The 18804-nt window shown below is 74.4% G+C and carries 16 protein-coding genes, 1 tRNA gene and 1 pseudogene; 16 read left to right on the top strand and 2 right to left on the bottom strand.

What is annotated here, in order from left to right; translation table 11 throughout:
* Positions 1–111 precede the first annotated feature (111 nt).
* From J1G43_RS19415 to J1G43_RS14130, 10 genes and pseudogenes are all read left to right on the top strand, one after another.
* Positions 112–1377 (top strand): resuscitation-promoting factor, encoded by a 1266-nt coding sequence (locus tag J1G43_RS19415; protein ID WP_249670802.1) that lies wholly within the window; start codon positions 112–114, stop codon positions 1375–1377.
* A gap of 117 nt (positions 1378–1494) precedes the next feature.
* Positions 1495–2454, top strand: a complete 960-nt coding sequence (rsmA, locus tag J1G43_RS14165) for a 16S rRNA (adenine(1518)-N(6)/adenine(1519)-N(6))-dimethyltransferase RsmA (RefSeq protein WP_207342324.1) — start codon at positions 1495–1497, stop codon at positions 2452–2454.
* Complete coding sequence (locus J1G43_RS14160; RefSeq protein ID WP_207342383.1) at positions 2454–3389, top strand: 4-(cytidine 5'-diphospho)-2-C-methyl-D-erythritol kinase; 936 nt, start codon at positions 2454–2456, stop codon at positions 3387–3389. The genes rsmA and J1G43_RS14160 overlap by 1 nt, the downstream gene beginning before the upstream one ends.
* Before the next feature lie 2 nt (positions 3390–3391).
* Positions 3392–4807, top strand: coding sequence for a sensor histidine kinase (locus J1G43_RS14155; RefSeq protein ID WP_307859608.1), 1416 nt, complete (start codon positions 3392–3394; stop codon positions 4805–4807).
* Positions 4808–4849: 42 nt separating this feature from the next.
* Positions 4850–5509, top strand: coding sequence for a response regulator transcription factor (locus J1G43_RS14150; RefSeq protein WP_207342323.1), 660 nt, complete (start codon positions 4850–4852; stop codon positions 5507–5509).
* Between the two features lie 125 nt (positions 5510–5634).
* Positions 5635–6546: an ABC transporter ATP-binding protein gene (locus J1G43_RS14145; RefSeq protein WP_207342322.1), complete on the top strand. Its 912-nt coding sequence runs from the start codon at positions 5635–5637 to the stop codon at positions 6544–6546.
* A complete protein-coding gene (locus tag J1G43_RS14140; RefSeq protein ID WP_207371385.1) occupies positions 6543–7658 on the top strand; it encodes an ABC transporter permease in 1116 nt (371 codons plus the stop codon). The genes J1G43_RS14145 and J1G43_RS14140 overlap by 4 nt, the downstream gene beginning before the upstream one ends.
* A gap of 105 nt (positions 7659–7763) precedes the next feature.
* Positions 7764–8246, top strand: a pseudogene (locus tag J1G43_RS19790) (ATP-binding cassette domain-containing protein); the annotation flags it as partial.
* Positions 8247–8255: 9 nt separating this feature from the next.
* A complete protein-coding gene (locus J1G43_RS14135; RefSeq protein ID WP_374191806.1) occupies positions 8256–9635 on the top strand; it encodes an ABC-F family ATP-binding cassette domain-containing protein in 1380 nt (459 codons plus the stop codon).
* Positions 9636–9703: 68 nt separating this feature from the next.
* Positions 9704–10099: a helix-turn-helix transcriptional regulator gene (locus tag J1G43_RS14130; protein ID WP_242635791.1), complete on the top strand. Its 396-nt coding sequence runs from the start codon at positions 9704–9706 to the stop codon at positions 10097–10099.
* Between the two features lie 30 nt (positions 10100–10129).
* Here the strand turns inward: J1G43_RS14130 and J1G43_RS14125 are convergent, their stop codons facing one another.
* Positions 10130–10648, bottom strand: coding sequence for a MarR family winged helix-turn-helix transcriptional regulator (locus J1G43_RS14125; RefSeq protein ID WP_207342319.1), 519 nt, complete (start codon positions 10646–10648; stop codon positions 10130–10132).
* Positions 10649–10692: 44 nt separating this feature from the next.
* Complete coding sequence (locus J1G43_RS14120) at positions 10693–11331, bottom strand: TetR/AcrR family transcriptional regulator (protein WP_372434923.1); 639 nt, start codon at positions 11329–11331, stop codon at positions 10693–10695.
* A gap of 93 nt (positions 11332–11424) precedes the next feature.
* Here J1G43_RS14120 and J1G43_RS14115 point away from each other — a divergent pair.
* The 6 genes from J1G43_RS14115 to J1G43_RS14090 all read left to right on the top strand — a co-directional run bounded on the left by J1G43_RS14115 (position 11425) and on the right by J1G43_RS14090 (position 18736).
* Positions 11425–11496 (top strand) — tRNA-Gln (locus tag J1G43_RS14115).
* 203 nt (positions 11497–11699) lie between these two features.
* Positions 11700–12971: a sugar ABC transporter substrate-binding protein gene (locus J1G43_RS14110; protein ID WP_249670804.1), complete on the top strand. Its 1272-nt coding sequence runs from the start codon at positions 11700–11702 to the stop codon at positions 12969–12971.
* Positions 12971–13945, top strand: coding sequence for a carbohydrate ABC transporter permease (locus tag J1G43_RS14105; RefSeq protein WP_207371387.1), 975 nt, complete (start codon positions 12971–12973; stop codon positions 13943–13945). Before J1G43_RS14110 ends, J1G43_RS14105 begins: the two co-directional genes overlap by 1 nt.
* Positions 13945–14871: a carbohydrate ABC transporter permease gene (locus J1G43_RS14100; protein WP_207342316.1), complete on the top strand. Its 927-nt coding sequence runs from the start codon at positions 13945–13947 to the stop codon at positions 14869–14871. Before J1G43_RS14105 ends, J1G43_RS14100 begins: the two co-directional genes overlap by 1 nt.
* Complete coding sequence (locus J1G43_RS14095) at positions 14868–17507, top strand: beta-galactosidase (protein WP_207378688.1); 2640 nt, start codon at positions 14868–14870, stop codon at positions 17505–17507. The genes J1G43_RS14100 and J1G43_RS14095 overlap by 4 nt, the downstream gene beginning before the upstream one ends.
* Positions 17498–18736: an ROK family transcriptional regulator gene (locus J1G43_RS14090; protein ID WP_207342314.1), complete on the top strand. Its 1239-nt coding sequence runs from the start codon at positions 17498–17500 to the stop codon at positions 18734–18736. Before J1G43_RS14095 ends, J1G43_RS14090 begins: the two co-directional genes overlap by 10 nt.
* The last annotated feature ends 68 nt before the right edge of the window (positions 18737–18804 follow it).

Below are 18804 nucleotides of genomic sequence, written 5' to 3'. Positions count from 1 at the left end.
CCGGACGTGACGACGGTGGCCCACCGAGGTCGCCGTGACCGCCGGATCGGGGACCCTCCGTCGTGCGGCCGCTCCCGACGCCCGCCGTCGCCGAGCGCTGCGCCTCTCCCCGTGCCCGGGATCGACGACGCCTGGAGCCTCGTGCAGTTCTTCGCCCGCCCCACCGGTAACACCCCGCCCGCGGCCCACGCCGCGACCCCCGACGCCCCGCAGGACGCCGCACCCGAGAACCACCGCCGCCGCCGTCGCTGGCCCCTCGTGGCCGCCGGCACCGCCGCTCTCGTCGTCGCCGCAGGTGGCACCGCGTACGCGCAGGCGCACAAGACCGTCGCGCTCGACGTCGACGGCGAGGTCACCCGCGTCTCGACGTTCGCCGGCTCGGTGGAAGGGCTGCTCGAGGACCACGGCATCGAGCTCGGTCAGCGTGACACCGTCTCGCACAGCGGCGCCCTGACGGACGGCACGGAGATCGTCGTGCGGACGGCGTCCGCGATCCTCGTCGCCCTCAACGGCACGCCGGAGGTCGTCTGGACCACCGCGCTCACCGCCGACGAGGCGCTCGACACGCTCGCGGCGCGGGCCGACTCGGTGGCGCTGCTCGCCTCCCGGTCCGCCCAGCGCACCGACCTGCCGATGGAGCTGGCGCTCGGGGACGAGGCCGAGGTCCTGGTCGACGGGGCCGTGCACCCCGTGCCGGACGCGGACGCCACGGTCAACGATGCGCTGACGGACCTGGACGTGAGCCTGCAGCCGCTCGACCGCGTCACCGTGCAGCAGGGCGAGCAGGACGTCGTCCAGGTCGTCGTGCAGCGCGTCGCGGAGCAGGACGTCACCACGCAGTCCGAGGTGCCCTTCACCTCGCGCACGGAGGAGGACCCGACGCGCTACACGGGCGAGAAGGTCGTCGCCCAGGCCGGTGTGCCGGGCGTCCGCTCGATCGTCGAGCGCGTCACGACGGTCGACGGCGTGGAGTCGGGGCGCGTCGCGCTGAGCGACGTCACGCAGCCGCCCGTCGAGGAGGTCGTCCGCGTCGGCACCAAGGCGCGCCCGGTCGCGCCCCCGGCCCCGCGTCCGTCCGCCCCGTCGTCGTCGGGCTCGTCCCCGGCGCCCGGCCCCATCACGGCCGGCGGCAGCGCCGACTCGCTCAACTGGGCGGCGCTCGCCCGCTGCGAGTCGGGTGGCCGGGTCGACGCGGTCTCGCCGACCGGCAAGTACCACGGGCTGTACCAGTTCTCGGTCGCCACGTGGCAGGCCGTCGGCGGCTCCGGGCTGCCCTCGCAGGCCTCGGCCGAGGAGCAGACCGCCCGCGCCAAGATGCTCTACAACCGTGCCGGCGCCGGGCAGTGGCCGCACTGCGGCAAGAACCTGTTCAGCTGACGGTCGCCTGACGACGGACCGCCACCCCGTGACCGCGGGTGGCGGTCCGTCGCCGTCTGCACCGCCGGACCGGTCGGCGGTCCGTCGGCAGGGCCGCGCCACGTAGGCTCGGGGGCCATGTCGGCGATCACCCTGCTCGGGCCTGCGGAGATCCGGGCGCTCGCGCAGCGTGCCGGTGTGCGGCCCACCAAGACCCTCGGGCAGAACTTCGTCCTCGACGCGGGCACGGTCCGCAAGATCGTGCGCCAGGCCGACGTGGCCGCGGGCGAGCGCGTCGTGGAGATCGGCCCGGGCCTGGGCTCCCTCACGCTCGGGCTGCTCGAGGCCGGCGCCGACGTCGTGGCCGTCGAGATCGACCCCGTGCTCGCGGCGCTGCTGCCGCAGACGGTGGCCGCCCACGTCCCCGGCCTCGCCGTCGACCCGGCGGCGGCCGACGAGACGCCCGACGCCCGGACGGTCGTGCTCCGCGACCCCGACGGGCGGGCGCGCCTGACCGTCGTCACGCAGGACGCGCTGACCGTGACCGCGCTGCCCGGGCCGCCGCCCACCGCGCTGGTCGCCAACCTGCCGTACAACGTGTCGGTGCCCGTGCTGCTGACGTTCCTCGAGCGGTTCGACTCGCTGCAGCGGGGTCTGGTCATGGTGCAGGCCGAGGTCGCCGACCGGCTCGCCGCCCCGCCGGGCAGCCGCACCTACGGCGTGCCGTCGGCCAAGGTCGCCTGGTACGCGTCCGCACGACGCACCGCGACCGTGGGGCGTGCCGTCTTCTGGCCGGCGCCGCACGTGGACTCGGCGCTGGTGCGCCTCGACCGGCGCGAGCCGCCGCCCGCCACCGTCGCGCGCCAGGACGTGTTCGCGGTCGTCGACGCGGCCTTCGCGCAGCGGCGCAAGATGCTGCGCTCCGCGCTCGCGGGGCTCGCGGGGTCGTCGGCCGCGGCGGAGGCGGCCGTGCGGGCCGCGGGTCTGGACCCGCAGGCGCGCGGCGAGCAGGTGGACGTCGTGGGCTTCGCCCGGATCGCCGAGGCGCTGGCATCCGCGCAGCCCGCGCAGCCCCGACCTGGCACAGTGGCACCGTGATGCCGACCCCCCGGGACGACCTGCCCGAGCGTGCCGTGCGCGTGCGCGCCCCCGGCAAGGTCAACCTCTCGCTGCGCGTGGGCCCCCTCGCCGCCGACGGCTACCACCCCGTGTCCACGGTGTTCCAGGCGGTCTCCCTGTACGAGGAGGTCGTCGCGACGCCCGCCGACGCCTTCGGGCTGAGCGTCAGCGGGGCGCAGGCCGAGGCCGTGCCCACCGACGCGTCCAACCTGGCCCTGCGCGCGGCCCGTGCGGTGGCCGAGCGCGCCGGCATCGACGAGGCCGTCCACCTGCACCTGGTCAAGGGCGTGCCCGTGGCCGGCGGCATGGCGGGCGGCTCCGCCGACGCGGCGGCCGCGCTCGTGGCGTGCGACGCGCTGTGGAACGCGGGGCTGTCCCGTGACGACCTGCTCGAGCTCGCGGCCGGGCTGGGGTCCGACGTGCCCTTCTCGCTGCTGGGCCACACCGCGGTCGGCCAGGGGCGGGGGCACCTGCTGACGCCCGCGCTGAGCCGCGGGGAGTTCCACTGGGCGTTCGCGGTGCAGGACCGTGGCCTGTCGACCGCCGCCGTCTACGACGCCTTCGACGACCTGCACGGCGAGACCGCCGTCCCCCCGGACGACGAGCAGGACGTGCCGCTCATGCAGGCGCTGCGCGCGGGCGACGCGGCGGCGCTCGGTGCTGCGCTGCACAACGACCTGGAGAGTGCCGCGATCGAGCTCGACCCGGGCCTCACCGAGCCGCTGGCGGTCGCGACCGACGCCGGTGCCCTCGGTGTGGTGGTCTCCGGGTCCGGGCCCACGGTGGCGGCGCTGGCCCGCAACCGGCAGCACGCGCTGGCGGTCGCGGCCGCGTTCACCGCGTCGGGCGTGGCCGACCGTGTGCTCACCGCGACCGGCCCCGTGGCCGGCGCCCGGGTGGTGCCGGGGGAGTGACCGTGGCGCACGACCTGCCGACGCGCGCGACCACCGAGCCGGCGCGCGTGCCGACGGACCCGTCGACGGGTCTGGCGGCGCGGCCGGCGGTCGACCCCGACGAGCGCGGGTGGGTGCGCCCGGCGCCGGACGCCGACGCGCTGCGCTGGGACGTGATGCTCGCCGGCGGCCTCTACCTCGGGGCGCTGCTCGCCATGGTGCTCGTGCAGGTCTCCGGCATGTTCACCGAGCCCGCGCCCGGCTGGGTGTCGGCGCTGCTGCTCGCGGCCACCACGGTGCCGCTCGCCGTGCGCCGCCGGTGGCCCGCGGCGGTGCTGCTGGTGGTCGCCACCGCGTTCATCACGGCGCAGTCGCTGTCGGTGCCCGAGACGCTGATCTCGAACATCGCGCTGTTCTGCGCCATGTACACCGTGGGTGCGTGGGAGGCGGACCGCCGACGCGCCGCCCTGGTCCGCGCCGTCGTCGTGGTCGCGATGATCGTCTGGCTGCTCGTGGCCCTGTTCATGGCGGCCACGGACCCGTCGATGGCCGACGACCTGCCGGACCAGGCCGGGGCGTTCTCGCCGTTCGTGGCCTTCACCCTGCTGCAGCTGCTGACCAACGTCCTGTACTTCGCGGGGGCCTGGTTCTTCGGTGAGCACGCCTGGCGCTCGGCGCGCGAACGGGCGCGCACCGCGTGGCGCACGCACCTGCTGGTGCTCGAGCGCCGCCGTGCCGAGGAGCAGGCGGTCACGCTGGAGCGGTTGCGGCTGGCGCGCGAGCTGCACGACGCCGTCGCCCACCACGTGTCCCTCATGGGCGTGCAGGCCGCCGCTGCCCGCATGCTGCTCGGTGGCGACCCCGACCGGGCGGCGGTGGCCCTGGGGCACGTCGAGGAGTCCGCGCGGGACGCGGTGCGCGAGCTGCACGGCATCCTCGGCATGCTGCGCGACGGCGGGGTGGCGTCGGCGGCGGTGACGCGCGCGCCCGCGACCCCGGCGCCCGACGAGCCCACCGGGTCGCTGGACGTCGACGCCCTGCCCGACCTGGTGGAGCGCGTGCGGGCCGCCGGCACGCACGTCGGCTACCAGGTGGTCGGGGAGCCGCGACGCCTCACACCGCTGGCCTCGCTCAACCTCTACCGCATCGCGCAGGAGGCCCTGACCAACGTGCGCAAGCACGCCGGACCGGACGTCCGGGCGGAGGTCCGTCTGCGGTGGCTGGCCGAGGAGGTCGAGCTGGAGGTGTCCGACGACGGCGGGGGTGGCCGTGCTGCGTCCGCGCCGTCGACGGGGCTGGGCCTGATCGGGATGCGGGAGCGCGCGGTCGCCGACGGCGGGACGTTCGAGGCGAGCCGGCGACGGTCCGGCGGGTTCGTGGTGCGGGTGCGCCTGCCGCTGGCGGCGGTCGCCGTGGCGCGGGCCCGGGACGATGACTGAGGACCGCGGCGCGCGTCGCGGCACGGACGACGGAGGACAGCGATGACGACGCCCGTGCGTGTGGTGCTCGTGGACGACCAGGCCCTGCTGCGTGCCGGGATCGGCACGATCCTGTCGGCGCACCCCGCCATCGAGGTCGTCGGCGAGGCGAGCACCGGTGCGCAGGCCCTGGACGTCGTGCGCGCGACGCGGCCGGACGTCGTGTGCATGGACGTGCAGATGCCGGACATGGACGGGCTGGAGGCCACGCGGCGCATCGTCGCGGACGAGGCGCTGACGGCGGCGGTGGTGGTCCTCACGACCTTCAACCGTGACGACTACCTGGTCGAGGCGCTGCACGCCGGTGCGGTGGGCTACCTGCTCAAGACGTCCCGCCCGGAGCAGCTCACGGAGGCCGTGCTCAGCGCGGCCGCCGGTGAGGGTCTGCTGTCGCCCGAGGTCACGCGCGCGGTCATCGCCCGCGCGGTGAGCGAGCGTGCTCCGACGCGCCCCGCCGCGCAGCCCGTCGTGCCCCTCACGGAACGGGAGCAGGAGGTCCTCGCGCTCGTCGCCCGAGGGCTCAACAACGACGAGATCGCCGCCGACCTCGTGGTCAGCCGCGCCACGGTCAAGACCCACGTGTCCAACCTGCTGGCCAAGCTGGGCCTGCGCGACCGCGTCCAGGCGGTCGTCTACGCCCACGAGCACGGCCTGACCGGCTGAGCCGTCTCCGTCCCGGGACGGAGACGCAGGATCGGCCCAGCGCCCGATCCGCCGGGGGCGGTGCCCTGCCTACCGTGGTGGCAGACGTCCGGGAGGCCCGGACGCGGCAACGGCAGGGAGGGACGATGCTCGAGCTGCGCGGGATCAGCCGGTCGTTCGGTGACCGGCTCGTGCTCGACGACGTGAGCTTCACGGTCGGGCAGGGGCGGCTCACCGGGTTCGTCGGCGGCAACGGTGCGGGCAAGACGACGACGATGCGCATCATCCTCGGGGTCCTGGCGCCGCACGCGGGGACCGTGACGATCGACGGGACGCCGGTGGCCGGTGCGCAGCGCGCCCGGTTCGGCTACATGCCCGAGGAGCGCGGCCTGTACCCGAAGATGCAGCTCGTCGAGCACCTCACCTACCTGGCGCGGCTGCACGGGTTCGACAGGTCGGGTGCCACCCAGCGTGCCGAGGCCCTCGTCGAGCGGCTGGGCCTGTCGGCCCGGGCCAAGGACCCGGTCGAGAGCCTGTCGCTGGGCAACCAGCAGCGGGCGCAGGTCGCCGCGGCGCTCGTGCACGACCCCGACGTGCTGGTGCTGGACGAGCCGTTCTCCGGCCTGGACCCCATGGCCGTGGAGGTCGTGCAGGGCGTCCTCGCCGAGCGGGCCGCGCAGGGCGTGCCCGTGCTGTTCTCCTCGCACCAGCTCGACGTGGTCGAGCGGCTGTGCGACGACCTCGTCATCATCGCCGGCGGCCGGGTGCGTGCCGCCGGCACGCGCGACGACCTGCGGCGGCGGTTCGGCACGGCGCGTCATGAGATCGTCGCCGAGGGCGACATGGGCTGGCTGCGCGACGTGCCGCAGGTGCGCGTCGACGAGCTCGCGGGCGGCTCGGCCGTCTTCGAGGCCCCGGAGGACGTCGCCCAGCAGGTGCTGACGTCCGCCCTGGCGCGCGGTCCGGTGCGCGCGTTCACCCCCCTGCGGCCGACGCTCTCGGAGATCTTCCGCGACGTCGTGGCCGACGAGCCCGAGCTGGAAGAGGTGGCCCGATGAGCACCCGTCCCCCCGCGCCGACCCCGCCGTCCCTGGGTCGGGCCACGCTGCTGGTCGCCGAGCGGGAGATCACGTCGCAGGTCCGGACCAAGTCGTTCCTCATCTCCACGGCGATCCTGCTGGTGGGGGTGCTCGCGGCGATCATCCTGAGCTCGGTGTTCTCGGGGCGGACGGGGGACGACGTGCCGGTGGCCGTCGTCTCGTCCGTCGCGGGGCAGGTGCCGACGACGGAGGGCCTGGAGGTGCGCGACGTCGCGGACCGCGCCGCCGCCGTCGAGGCGGTGCGCGCCGGTGACGTGGACGCCGCCGTGGTCCCGGGCGACGGCCCGCTGGGCGTCGACGTGGTCGCGATGAGCTCGGCGCCACAGGTGCTCCTGGGCGCCCTGACGGTCGAGCCGGACGTCGAGCTGCTCGACCCGGCCGCGGCCGAGGGCGGCGTCCGGTACATCGTGACCTTCGCGTTCGGTCTGGTGTTCATGATGTCGGCGATCGGCTTCGGCTCGACGATCGCGCAGAACACCGTGACGGAGAAGCAGACGCGCACGGTCGAGCTCCTGCTGTCGGCGGTCCCGGCCCGCGCGCTGCTGGCCGGGAAGATCCTCGGCAACTCGGTGCTCGCGCTGGGGCAGACGGCGGCGATCGCGGCGGTCTCGGTCCTCGCCCTCGTCGTGACCGGCCAGGACGACCTGCTCACCATGCTCGGCACGCCGCTGGTGTGGTTCGTGGTGTTCTTCGCGATCGGGTTCGTGCTGCTGGCGGCGGTCTACGCGGCGAGCGCGTCGCTGGTGTCGCGCGTCGAGGACACGGGTGTGGTGCTGCAGCCGGCCATGTGGCTGACGATGCTGCCGTACTTCCTCGTGGTGTTCTTCAACGACAACGCCACGGTGATGACCGTGATGTCGTACGTCCCGTTCAGCGCGCCGGTGGGGATGCCGGTGCGGCTGTTCCTCGGCGAGGCGGCGTGGTGGGAGCCGCTGCTGTCGCTGGCGGTGCTGGTGGTGTCGTGCCTCGCCGTGATCGCGGTCGCCGCGCGGATCTACGAGCGGTCGGTGCTGCGGATGGGCGGGCGCGTGCGGGTCCGCGAGGTGCTGGCCGGGTCGGGCTCGGACTGACGGTCGTGACGGCGCGGCGCGGCCTCGACCTCCCGGAGGGACGCGAGGGGGGCACCCGCGGTCTCTTCGACAGGTCGGCGGGGTACCTGGCACGCTGAGATCCTCATGCCCCACCTTCTCGGCGCCGATCGCGTCCACCTCACCCTCGGTACCCGCACCCTCCTCGACGGCGTCAGCCTCGGGGTCGACGACGGCCAGCGCATCGGCGTCGTCGGACCCAACGGCGCCGGCAAGTCCACGCTCCTGCGCGTGCTCGCCGGTCGTCAGGAGCCCGACACCGGCCGCGTCACCCGCGCCGGCGGCACCCGGGTCGCCCTGCTCGACCAGCGCGACGACCTGGGCCCCGGCACGGTGCTCGACGCCGTCCACGGCTCCGCCGACGCGCACGAGTGGGCGTCCGACGCCCGCGTCCGCGCCGTCCACAGCGGCCTGCTCGCGGACGTCGACCTCGACGCCCCGCTGGCGAAGCTGTCCGGCGGCCAGCGGCGCCGCGTCGCGCTCGCGGCGCTGCTGGTCCGCGACGACGAGGTGCTCGTGCTCGACGAGCCCACCAACCACCTCGACGTCGAGGGCGTCGCGTGGCTGGCGGGGTACCTCGTGGACCGGTACGCGCGCGGCGGCGGTGCCCTGGTCGTCGTGACCCACGACCGGTGGTTCCTCGATGCGGTCTGCACCCGGACCTGGGAGGTGCACGACGGGGTCGTCGACCAGTACGAGGGCGGGTACGCCGCCTACGTGCTGGCGCGCGCCGAGCGCGCGCAGCAGGCCGCGACGGTCGAGTCGAAGCGGCAGAACCTGCTGCGCAAGGAGCTGGCGTGGCTGCGCCGCGGCGCCCCCGCGCGGACGTCCAAGCCGAAGTTCCGGATCGACGCCGCCACCGCGCTCATCGCCGACGAGCCGCCGCCGCGCGACTCCCTCGCGCTGGCGCGCACCGCCACCGCCCGGCTCGGCAAGGACGTGCTCGACCTCGAGGACGTCACCTACACGCTGCCCGACGGGCGCGTGCTGCTCGACGACGTCACGTGGCGGCTCGGCCCGGGGGACCGGTACGGGGTCGTCGGCGTCAACGGGGCCGGCAAGACGACCATGCTGCGGCTGCTCACGGGGCAGGTCGTCCCCACCGCGGGACGGGTGCGCCGGGGCAAGACCGTGCGCGTGGCCGAGCTGCGCCAGGACGTCGAGGACCTCGACGAGGTCGCGGACCTGACCGTCGTCGAGGCCGTCGAGCGCGAGAAGCGCACCGTCGTCGTCGGTGGCAAGGAGCTGACCGCGGCCCAGCTGGTCGAGAAGCTCGGGTTCACGCGCGAGCGCGCCCGCACCCTCGTGCGGGAGCTGTCGGGCGGGGAGCGCCGCCGGCTGCAGCTGCTGCGGCTGCTGGTGGCCGAGCCCAACGTGCTGCTGCTCGACGAGCCCACCAACGACCTCGACACCGACACGCTGGCCGCGGTCGAGGACCTGCTCGACGGCTGGCCCGGCACGCTGGTCGTCGTCTCGCACGACCGCTACCTGCTCGAGCGGGTCTGCGACCGGCAGGTGGCGCTGCTCGGTGACGGGCACCTGCGGGACCTGCCCGGCGGCGTCGAGGAGTACCTGCAGCTGCGCGGGGTGGCGCTCGCCGCCGGCGCCGCTGACGCCCGGGCGACCGGTGGCGTCGGCGGGGCGATGGCGCGCGCGGCGGCCGGGGTCGCCCCCGGCGCGTCCGGCGCCGGTGGTGCCGCGGCCCCGTCGGGCGGCGCCGTCGACGGGCCGCCGGCCCCGTCCGCGGCGGAGGTGCGGGCCGCCCGCAAGGAGGTGCAGCGCATCGAGCGCCGGCTGGAGCGCATCTCCGCGCTGGAGGCGGACCTGCACCGCCGCATGGCCGAGCAGGCGACCGACCACACGGCCGTGCTGGCGCTCGACGCGGAGCTGCGGACGCTGGCCGCGGAGCGCGACGAGCTCGAGGCCGCATGGCTCGACGCCGCCGAGACTGCGGGCTAGCCGTGGCGCGGCGCGGCGTTCCTCCGCAGGATGGAGACGACCGGGCCGGAGCGAGGACGGGTGGTGACATGTCGACGAACGGTGAGCTGACGAACGGGACGGCGACGGAGCGCTCCTACATGCGGCCGATCGAGATGCCGCAGCCCTCGCCCGACGCCGAGCTGGACAGGCTGTTCCACGCGTTGTCCGACGCGACCCGCCGGGCCATCGTCGAGCGGCTCGCGCGGGAGGCGGCGTCGGTGTCCGCGCTCGCCGAGCCGTTCGCGATGTCGATGCCGGCCGTGGTCCAGCACCTCGCGGTCCTGGAGCGGGCGGGCGTGGTGGTGTCCCGGAAGGTCGGCCGCGTGCGCACGTACCGGCTGACCCCGGACGGCACGCTCACGGCGCGCACCTGGCTCGACCGGCACCGGCTGCACGCCGAGCGTGCCCTCGACCGCCTGTCCCAGCGCGGGCACCGCGACTGACCGCGCGGAGGCCGTCGGTGCGCGGCGCGCTCAGGACGCGTCGAACAGGGTGAGGACGTCGCGCAGCAGCGCGGCGAGGCGCTCGCGGTCCTCCTCCGGGAGCTCCCCGATGAGGCCCCGCTCGACGTCCAGCAGGTCCGCGAACGCCTCGTCGACGCGCTGCAGGCCCGCCGGGGTGAGGGTGACCAGGACCCCGCGCCGGTCGTCGGGGGACGGCTGGCGCTCCACCAGACCCTGCTCCGCGAGCCGGTCGATGCGGTTGGTCATGGTCCCGCTGGTCACGAGGGTCTGCGTCAGCAGCGCGCCGGGGGACAGCCGGTACGGCTCGCCGGCGCGGCGCAGCGCCGCGAGCACGTCGAACTCCCACGTCTCCAGGCCGTGCCGCGCGAACGCGCCGCGTCGCGCGAGGTCGAGGTGCCGCGCGAGGCGGCTCACCCGGGACAGCACGGTCAGGGGCCGGACGTCCAGGTCGGGTCGCTCGCGCTGCCACGCGAGGACGATGCGGTCGACCTCGTCGCGGGGCGGCCCTGCGGTGTCGCTGTCGGCCATGGTCCGAGATTAGTCGACGTCAAGACACCGGGCGTGCGGACGGGCTACGGGGCGGGCGGCTTGTCGAGCTGCGGGTGCCGCTCGAGCGCCTCCAGGCCGTTCCACGCCAGGTTGACCAGGTGCGCCGCGACCTCGGCCTTGCGCGGGCTGCGCGCGTCGAGCCACCACTGGCCGGTGAGCGCGACCATCCCCACCAGCATCTGCGCGTAGATGGGCGCGGTGCGCGCGTCGAGCCCGCGCTTGCGGAACTCGTTGGCCAGCAGGTGCTCCACCTGCGTGGCGACGTCGCCGATGAGCGAGGAGAACGTGCCGGTGGCCTGCGCGACGGGGGAGTCGCGGACGAGGATGCGGAACCCCGCCTCCGACGTCTCGATGTACGACAGCAGGGCCAGGGTCGTCCGCTCGAGCAGGGCACGCGGGTGGCCGCCGCCCTCGAGCGCCCCGGTGAGCGCACCGGTCAGGGCCTGGATCTCGCGGTCGACGACGACCGCGTACACGCCTTCCTTGCCCCCGAAGTGCTCGTAGACGACCGGCTTGGACACCCCGGCGCGGGCCGCGATCTCCTCCACCGACGTGTTGTCGAAGCCCTTCTCCGCGAACAGGGTGCGCGACACGTCCAGCAGCTGCGCGCGCCGTTCGACGCCGGTCATGCGCGCGCGGGACCGCTTGGGGTCGGAGGCCATGGGCCCCATTGTGCCGTGCGGGGCGCCGGGACGGCCGAGGTGCCCGCCGCCTGCGCGGCGCCGCTCCCGCGGGCTGGCAGACTGGGACGCCGGTCCGCCCTGGTGTAACGGCAGCATGCAGGCCTTTGGAGCCTTGCGGTCCAGGTTCGAATCCTGGGGGCGGAGCACGCTCGTCGGCGGCTGCGGCTGCCGGCCCCGGCGACCTCGGCCGGCCCCGACCCTCCCGGATCCCCCCGTGAGGGTGATCGCCAGGGCATTACTCCAATGGTTATATTTACCGCCACAGTTTCGCGACGGTGCTCGGACGACGGGGTCCGCACCGGGCGACCGCAGAGAGGCGGACAGTCATGGGCACCACGGGATCACGCGTGAGGCGCACCGGGACGGCGGCCATCGCCGCACTGAGCACTCTCGCGCTGGCGGCGTGCGGCAGCGGCGGGGGCGACGCGGCGGCGGACGGGCCTGTGACCCTCACGATGACGGTGTGGGGCGGCGACGTCGACAAGAAGTCGTACCAGGAGCGCATCGACCTGTTCGAGGCCTCGCAGGACGAGATCTCCATCAAGCTCCAGCTGATCCCCGGCGAGCAGTACGAGCAGAAGGTCCAGACGATGATCGCCGGCGGCGACGGACCCGACATCATGCAGGTCGCCGAGGGCGTGAACGTCTACTCCTCGAAGAAGCAGATCCTCCCGCTCGACGACCTGGCGGCGGACGCGGGGCTCGACCTCGAGGAGCGGTTCGGCCCCGTCGGCACGCTGTACTCCTACGACGGCAGCGTCTACGCCGTGCCCGACCGTTCCGGCGCCATGATCGTCTACTACAACAAGGACATGTTCGACGCCGCGGGCGTCGAGTACCCCAGCGCCGAGTGGACGTGGGAGGACGCGCAGGCGGCGATGGAGCAGCTCACGATCCCCGGCGAGCAGTGGGGCTACGCCGGGGCGGGCTGGTGGGCGCAGTGGTGGTCCTTCGCCTACCAGAACGGCGGCCGGATCATCGACGAGGACGGCCTGCCCGCCGCCAACTCGCCCGAGGTCGTCGAGGCCCTGCAGTGGGCCAACGACCTCACGCACGTGCACCACGTCGTGCCCACCGCCGCCGAGTACGCGGACATGGGCCCCGACATGGGCGGCGACCCGGCGTTCGCGGCCCAGAAGGTCGCGATGAACACGACCGGCTTCTGGGCGATCAACTCCCTGCTCGAGGCCGACTTCGAGTGGGACATCGCGCCCCTGTGGCAGGGCGACGAGCAGGCGGTGTCCGCGTTCGGCTCCGGCCTGGCGATCTCCCGCGACAGCAAGCACGCCGAGCAGGCGTTCGCGGCCATCGACTTCCTCACGGACGCCGAGGCGCAGCAGGTCATCATCAAGAACGCCCAGGACGTGCCCGCCAACCTCGAGGTGCAGGGCTCGGAGGAGTTCCTCAAGCCGGAGTGGGCCACCCGCGAGGTCGACATGTCCGCGTTCGGCGCGTCCTCCGCCTTCGTCTTCACCTCCCCGCTCATCCCCGAGTGGAACCAGATGCAGGCCGCCTTCGACGACAACCTCGGGACGTTCTGGAACGAGGGTGGCGACGCCAAGGCCCAGCTCGACGTGATCCAGAAGAAGCTCGAGACCGTCATCAAGCCGGCGCGCTGATGGCCGTCGACCTCGGCGAGGCCCTCGGCACGGTGCGGGCGACCCGCCCGCACCGTGCCGGGGGGCGCAGGGCGCCTCGCCAGAAGCTCACCCGGCGGCGCAAGGTCGAGGCGCGCTGGTTCTGGCTGTTCATCTCCCCGTGGCTCATCGGGTTCGTCGGGTTCCTGCTGGGCCCGATGGTCGCCTCGATCGCCATCTCGCTCACCGAGTGGGACTCCTTCACCCCGCCGACGTTCGTCGGGTTCGAGAACTACACGACGGCGCTGACCGGTGACCCGGTCTTCTGGAAGGCCCTGGGCAACACGTTCTTCTACGCGCTCGTCTCGGTGCCGCTGGGCCTGGCGATCGGGGTGTGGCTGGCCAACCTGCTCAACAAGCGGATCCGCGGTCGCAAGCTCTTCCGCACGCTCATCTACCTGCCCACGCTGGTGCCGCTGGTCGCCACCGCGATGGTCTTCAAGATGGTGCTCGCGCCGTCCGGGCCGCTGAACGACCTGCTCGGGGTGCTCGGGCTGACCGGCCCGAGCTGGCTGCTGGACCCGACCTGGGTGAAGCCGGCGCTCGTCGTGCTCTCCGCGTGGGGTGCGGGCGGGGCCACCGTCCTGCTGCTGTCGGCGATGAACGGGGTCCCGCGGGAGTTCTACGAGGCCGCGGAGATCGACGGCGCCGGGTCGGTGCGCCAGTTCTGGTCGATCACCTTCCCGCAGATCACGCCGATCATCTTCTTCAACCTGGTCATGGGCCTGATCGGGGCGTTCCAGATCTTCGGGCAGGTGTACATCCTGACCTCGGGGGGGCCGGACAACGCCAGCATGATGATGGTGCCGCTGCTCTTCCGCGAGGCCTTCGGGTTCTACCGGTTCGGCTACGCGTCGGCCATCGCCTGGCTGCTGTTCCTCGTCATCATCGCGTTCACGGTCGTCGCGTTCCGCACGTCCCGACGATGGGTCTTCTACGAGACGGAGGTGCGGTGATGGCTGTCGCCACGCCGATCACGCAGGCACCGCCGCTGGCCGCCGGACCGCGCAGCGAGCAGACGAACGCGCGCACCCTCAAGGCGTTCCGGGCCTCACCCGCGACGTACGCGGTGCTGCTCGTCGTCTCCGCCATGTTCTTCGTGCCGTTCGTGCTCATGGTCTCGATCGCGCTGGCCAGCGACGCGACGAGCGCGACGAACATGTTCACGATCATCCCGACGGAGTTCGAGTGGTCGAACTTCGCGTCGGTGTTCACCGCGACGGGCCTGCCCGTGGGCCGGTTCGTGCTCAACTCCGTCATCATCGCGACGCTGGCCGCCGTGGGGCAGGTGCTGTCGTCCTCGCTCGTGGGCTACGCCTTCGCGCGGCTGCGTGCCCCGGGCAAGAACGTCATGTTCATGGTCGTGCTCGCCACGATGATGATCCCCGCGCAGATCACGATGATCCCGCAGTTCCTGCTGTTCAAGGAGCTCGGCTGGGTCAACACGTTCCTGCCGCTCATCGTGCCGAACTTCTTCTCCAACGCGTTCAACGTGTTCCTGGTGCGGCAGTTCGTCTCCCGGGTGTCGGGCGAGCTCGACGAGGCCGCGCAGGTCGACGGTCTGGGCTACTTCGGCATCTACCGCCGGATCGTCCTGCCGATGATGTGGCCGATCCTCACCGCGATCGCGATCTTCACGCTGACCGCGGCCTGGGGCGACTTCATGGGCCCGCTCATCTACCTCAACCAGGAGGACATGATGCCGCTGGCCCTCGGCCTGCAGTTCATGACCTCGACGAGCAACGCGATGCAGCTGCCGCCGTGGAACCTGGTGATGGTCGGCTCGATCCTGCTGACCGTGCCGATGATCGCCGTCTACTACGCCGGCCAGAAGTACCTGTACGAGATGAACCTCTCCGGCGGAAGCGCGGGTGTGAAGTGACGACGACCCTCCAGGACGGCACGGTGCGGCTCGGGCCCGGCGGGCTGGTGCTCGACGGCCGGGAGCAGGTGCTCGCGTGCGCGTCGCTGTTCTACTTCCGCATCCCGCGGGAGGAGTGGGCGGCACGCCTGGCCGCGGTGCGCGCGACCGGCTACACGCTCGTCGACGTGTACGTGCCGTGGAACTTCCACGAGCTCGCGCCGGGCGAGTGGGACTTCACCGGGCGTCGCGACGTCGGGGAGTTCCTCGACCTCGCGCACGCCGCGGGCCTCGGCGTGCTGGCCCGGCCGGGGCCGTACATCTGCTCGGAGTGGGACGGCGGTGCGCTGCCCGCGTGGCTGCCGCTCGAGGACGGCCTGGCGCTGCGCCAGGCCGAGCCCCGGTACCTGGCGCACGTCGAGCGCTGGTTCGACCGCGTGCTGCCGCTGCTGGTGCAGCGGCAGCACGGCCGGGGTGGACCCGTCGTGGCGGTCCAGCTCGAGAACGAGCTCGACTTCTTCGACACCGCGGACCGCGCGGCCTACGTCGGCGCGCTGCGGGACATGGCGGTGCGGCACGGCGTCGAGGTCCCGCTCGTGGCGTGCGCGGGCCAGGGCGACCTCGTCGGGGCCACCGGCGGGGTGCCCGGGGTGACCCCGGCGTTCAACTTCTACCCGGACGACCGCTCGCCGTTCGTCGAGCCGGAGGTGCGGCGCTACGCCGACCTCCTCGCCGCCCGGGACGAGCCGCTGCTGGTCACGGAGACCAACCGCGCGCACGTGACGCTGCGCCGGCTGCTGGTCAGCGGCGCCAAGGTGCTGGCCCCGTACCTGCAGGCCTCGGGGTACGACTTCGGGTTCACGCCGTCGGCGGGCAACTGGGGCGACCCCGGCGGGTTCATGACCCACGACTACGACTTCGGCGGGTACCTGTCGCCGACCGGGGAGCCCCGCCCGCAGACCGTCGAGGCGCGTGTCCTCACCGCGGTGACCCGCACCCTCGGCCCGCGCCTGGCGCGCGGGGTGCCGGGTGCGGCCGACGGCGCGTACACCGGCACGGCGCCGACCGCTGCGTCGCCGTCGCGCGTCGTGCTCGACGGCGGCGGCACGCTGCTGGGCGTGCCCAACCTCGGTGACGAGGACGCGACGTTCGAGCTCGCGGCGACGGACTACCTGCCCGCCGTGCCGCTCACGGTGCCGGGGCACGCCTGCGCACTGGTCCTGCGTGACCTGCCGCTCGAGGGCTTCGGCGGGCACGGCACGCTCGTGCTGGCCACCGGCGACCTGGTCGGTGCCGGCCCCGACGGCGTGGAGCTGGCCGCCGCCGTGCCCGGGACCGTGGCGCTGGCGGCACCCGGCGGCGCCCCCACGCTCGTCGACCTGCCCGCACCGCGCCCGGGGTCGCCCGTGCGCGTCGTCGTCGACGCACCGCCGTCCGATGACGGCGTCCCGCCCGGCGAGCACCTGCGGTGGCAGGTGGTCGTGCACCACCCCGTCGACGTCCCGGGCCCGGACGGCCCGGTCACGGCCCCCGCCGACACCCCCGCGGCGGAGCCCGTCCGGCTGACCGCGGCGCGGCGGCTCGCGCTGCCGACGCGGGACGGGACGACCCGGGAGCACCGCACGGCACCGGCCTCCGAGGAGGTCGGCGTGCACCGCGGTCGCACGCACTACGCGGCCGACGTGACGGGCACCGACGAGCTGCTCCTCGAGGGTGCCGGCGACCTCGTCGACCTCGCCGTGGACGGCCGCGCGCTGCCCACGATCGCCGGGTTCGGCGCCACCGTCGTCGTCCCCGTGGCCGGGGCGAGCGCCCTGACCGCGACCGCGGAGACGTGGGGCCACCCCAACTTCGACGACGCCCGGCTGCCGGGCCTGGCCATGGGCTCGCTGCGCGGGCTGGGCCGGGTGTGGTCCGTCACGGGGCGGTCCGACGTGCACGCGCTGTGGACCGTCGAGCCCGGTGCCCAGTGGGCCGGCACCCCCGCGCCGCTGCGCCCGCTCGGCGGGTGGAGCAGCACGCGGGTGGGCGCGCCCGTCACGTACCGGCGCGGGCTGGACGTCGACGGCACGCACCACCACGCGCTGCACCTGCCCGGGCTCGGCACGCCGGTCACGGTCACCGTGGACGGCACCGACCACCTGGTGACGCCGCACGACCCGTGGCTGCACCTGGCACCCGGGGCGGGCCGCGACGTGGCGGTCACCGTGCCCCACGTGCCCGGCGTCCTGGGCGGTGCGACCCTGCTGCGGCTGGCCCCGGTCGAGGGGTGGCAGGTCGAGCCGCAGCCGGACCGCGACCTGGTCGCGCTCGCGGGCCGGACGGCGCCCGCGGAGCCTGTGGACCTGCCGCTGCGCCCGGCGCCCGGCCAGGAGCTGTGGCTCGACGTGGACGTGCCGCCCGGTGGCTGCTCGCTGCGGTTCGCCGGCACGCACGTGCGCGTCGCGGCGTACGCGCACGGTGAGCTGCTGGGCCGCGTGTGGCTCGGGGACCCGGCGAGCCCGCGGTTCACCGGGGGTGATCCTGGTCGGCTCTGGCTGCCCGGTGCCTGGAACTCTGGGATCATCCGGCTGATGGTCCGCGGGACCGTCGGAGCCGAGGCGCCCGAGCTGGGTGCGGTGCTCGTGCAGCCGACCGGGGGGACCGCATGGCCGTGAGGAAGCGCTCGTCGCGCGACATCCGCAGCGAGTCGCGCCTCGACGTGCTGCACGCGCTGCTGGCCGAGGGCGGCGCGACCCGCAACGGGCTGGCGCGGACCACCGGGCTGAGCCTCGCCACGGTCGCCACGGTCGTGTCCGAGCTGCTGGCGGAGGGGCTGGTCGCGGAGACCGGGGTCTCGGCGAGCGGTGTGGGCCGGCCCACCACCACGCTGGCGATCCGCGGCGCGCGGGGCATCCTCGCGGGCGTCGACGTCGCCGAGACGTACGTCTCGACGCACGTGTTCGATGCCGCCCTCACCGAGCTCGCGCGCGCCGACGTCCCGCTCGACGAGCGTGTGGAGTCGCCCGAGCACGTCGTGGGCGGCGTGCTCCGCTCGCTCGACGCGGCGCTGCGCGAGGCCGGCCGCGACAGGTCCGACCTGCTGGGTGTGGGCGTCGCGCTGCCGGGGCTGGTGCAGGGGCGCGACGGGGCGATGTCCGTGGTCGTGCCCGCGTGGCACTGGCGCGGCGTCGGCGTCCTGGACCTGCTGCGCGGACGTCTCGACGCCCCGATCGTCGTGGAGAACCCCCTCAAGGCGATCGCGACCGCCGAGCTGTGGCTCGGCGCCGGGCGCGGCGTCGACAGCCTGGTGACCGTCAACCTCGGGACCGGCGTGGGTGCCGGCATCGTGCTCGACGGTGCCGTGCTGCGGGGCGCCACCAACTCCGCCGGGGAGTGGGGTCACACCCTGCTGGTGCACGAGGGGCGCGGCTGCCGGTGCGGACGCCGCGGGTGCGTCGAGGCGTACGTGGGGGCGCCGGGGATCCAGCAGACGCTGCGCGAGACCGCCCCGGACCACCCGCTGACCGGGACGCAGCAGCAGAGCGACTTCATCGCCGGCCTGGCCGCGGCGCTCGACGCCGCCGACCCGGACCCGGCGGCCGTGCGCACGGTGGAACGGACGGCCGACTACCTGGGCTCCGCGATCGCGGACCTGGTGGCGGTCATCAACCCCGAGCTCGTCATGCTCACGGGGTGGACCGCGTGGGCGCTGGGTGAGCACCTGCTGCCGGGCACCGTGGCGCAGGTGCGTGCGCAGGCGCCGCGCGGCACCACGACCGACCACACCGTCGGCATCTCCACCGTCCGCGGCAACTCGGCGGCCATCGGCATGGCGACCCTCGCGCTGGAGCGGTTCCTCGGGGACGTCGGTCTGCTCACCACCCGCGTGCCGATCGCCCTCTGACGGCGGACGACCCGACCGCGCGGGCGCACCGGCGCGTGTGCGCCGGTGCGCCCGCAGCGTCGACCCGC

The sequence above is a fragment of the Cellulomonas sp. zg-ZUI22 genome (assembly GCF_017353535.1).
GTDB classification, from domain to species: domain Bacteria; phylum Actinomycetota; class Actinomycetes; order Actinomycetales; family Cellulomonadaceae; genus Cellulomonas; species Cellulomonas wangleii.
Note: the sequence above shows the minus strand (reverse complement) of the source record. Positions and strands in the feature narration are given on the sequence as shown.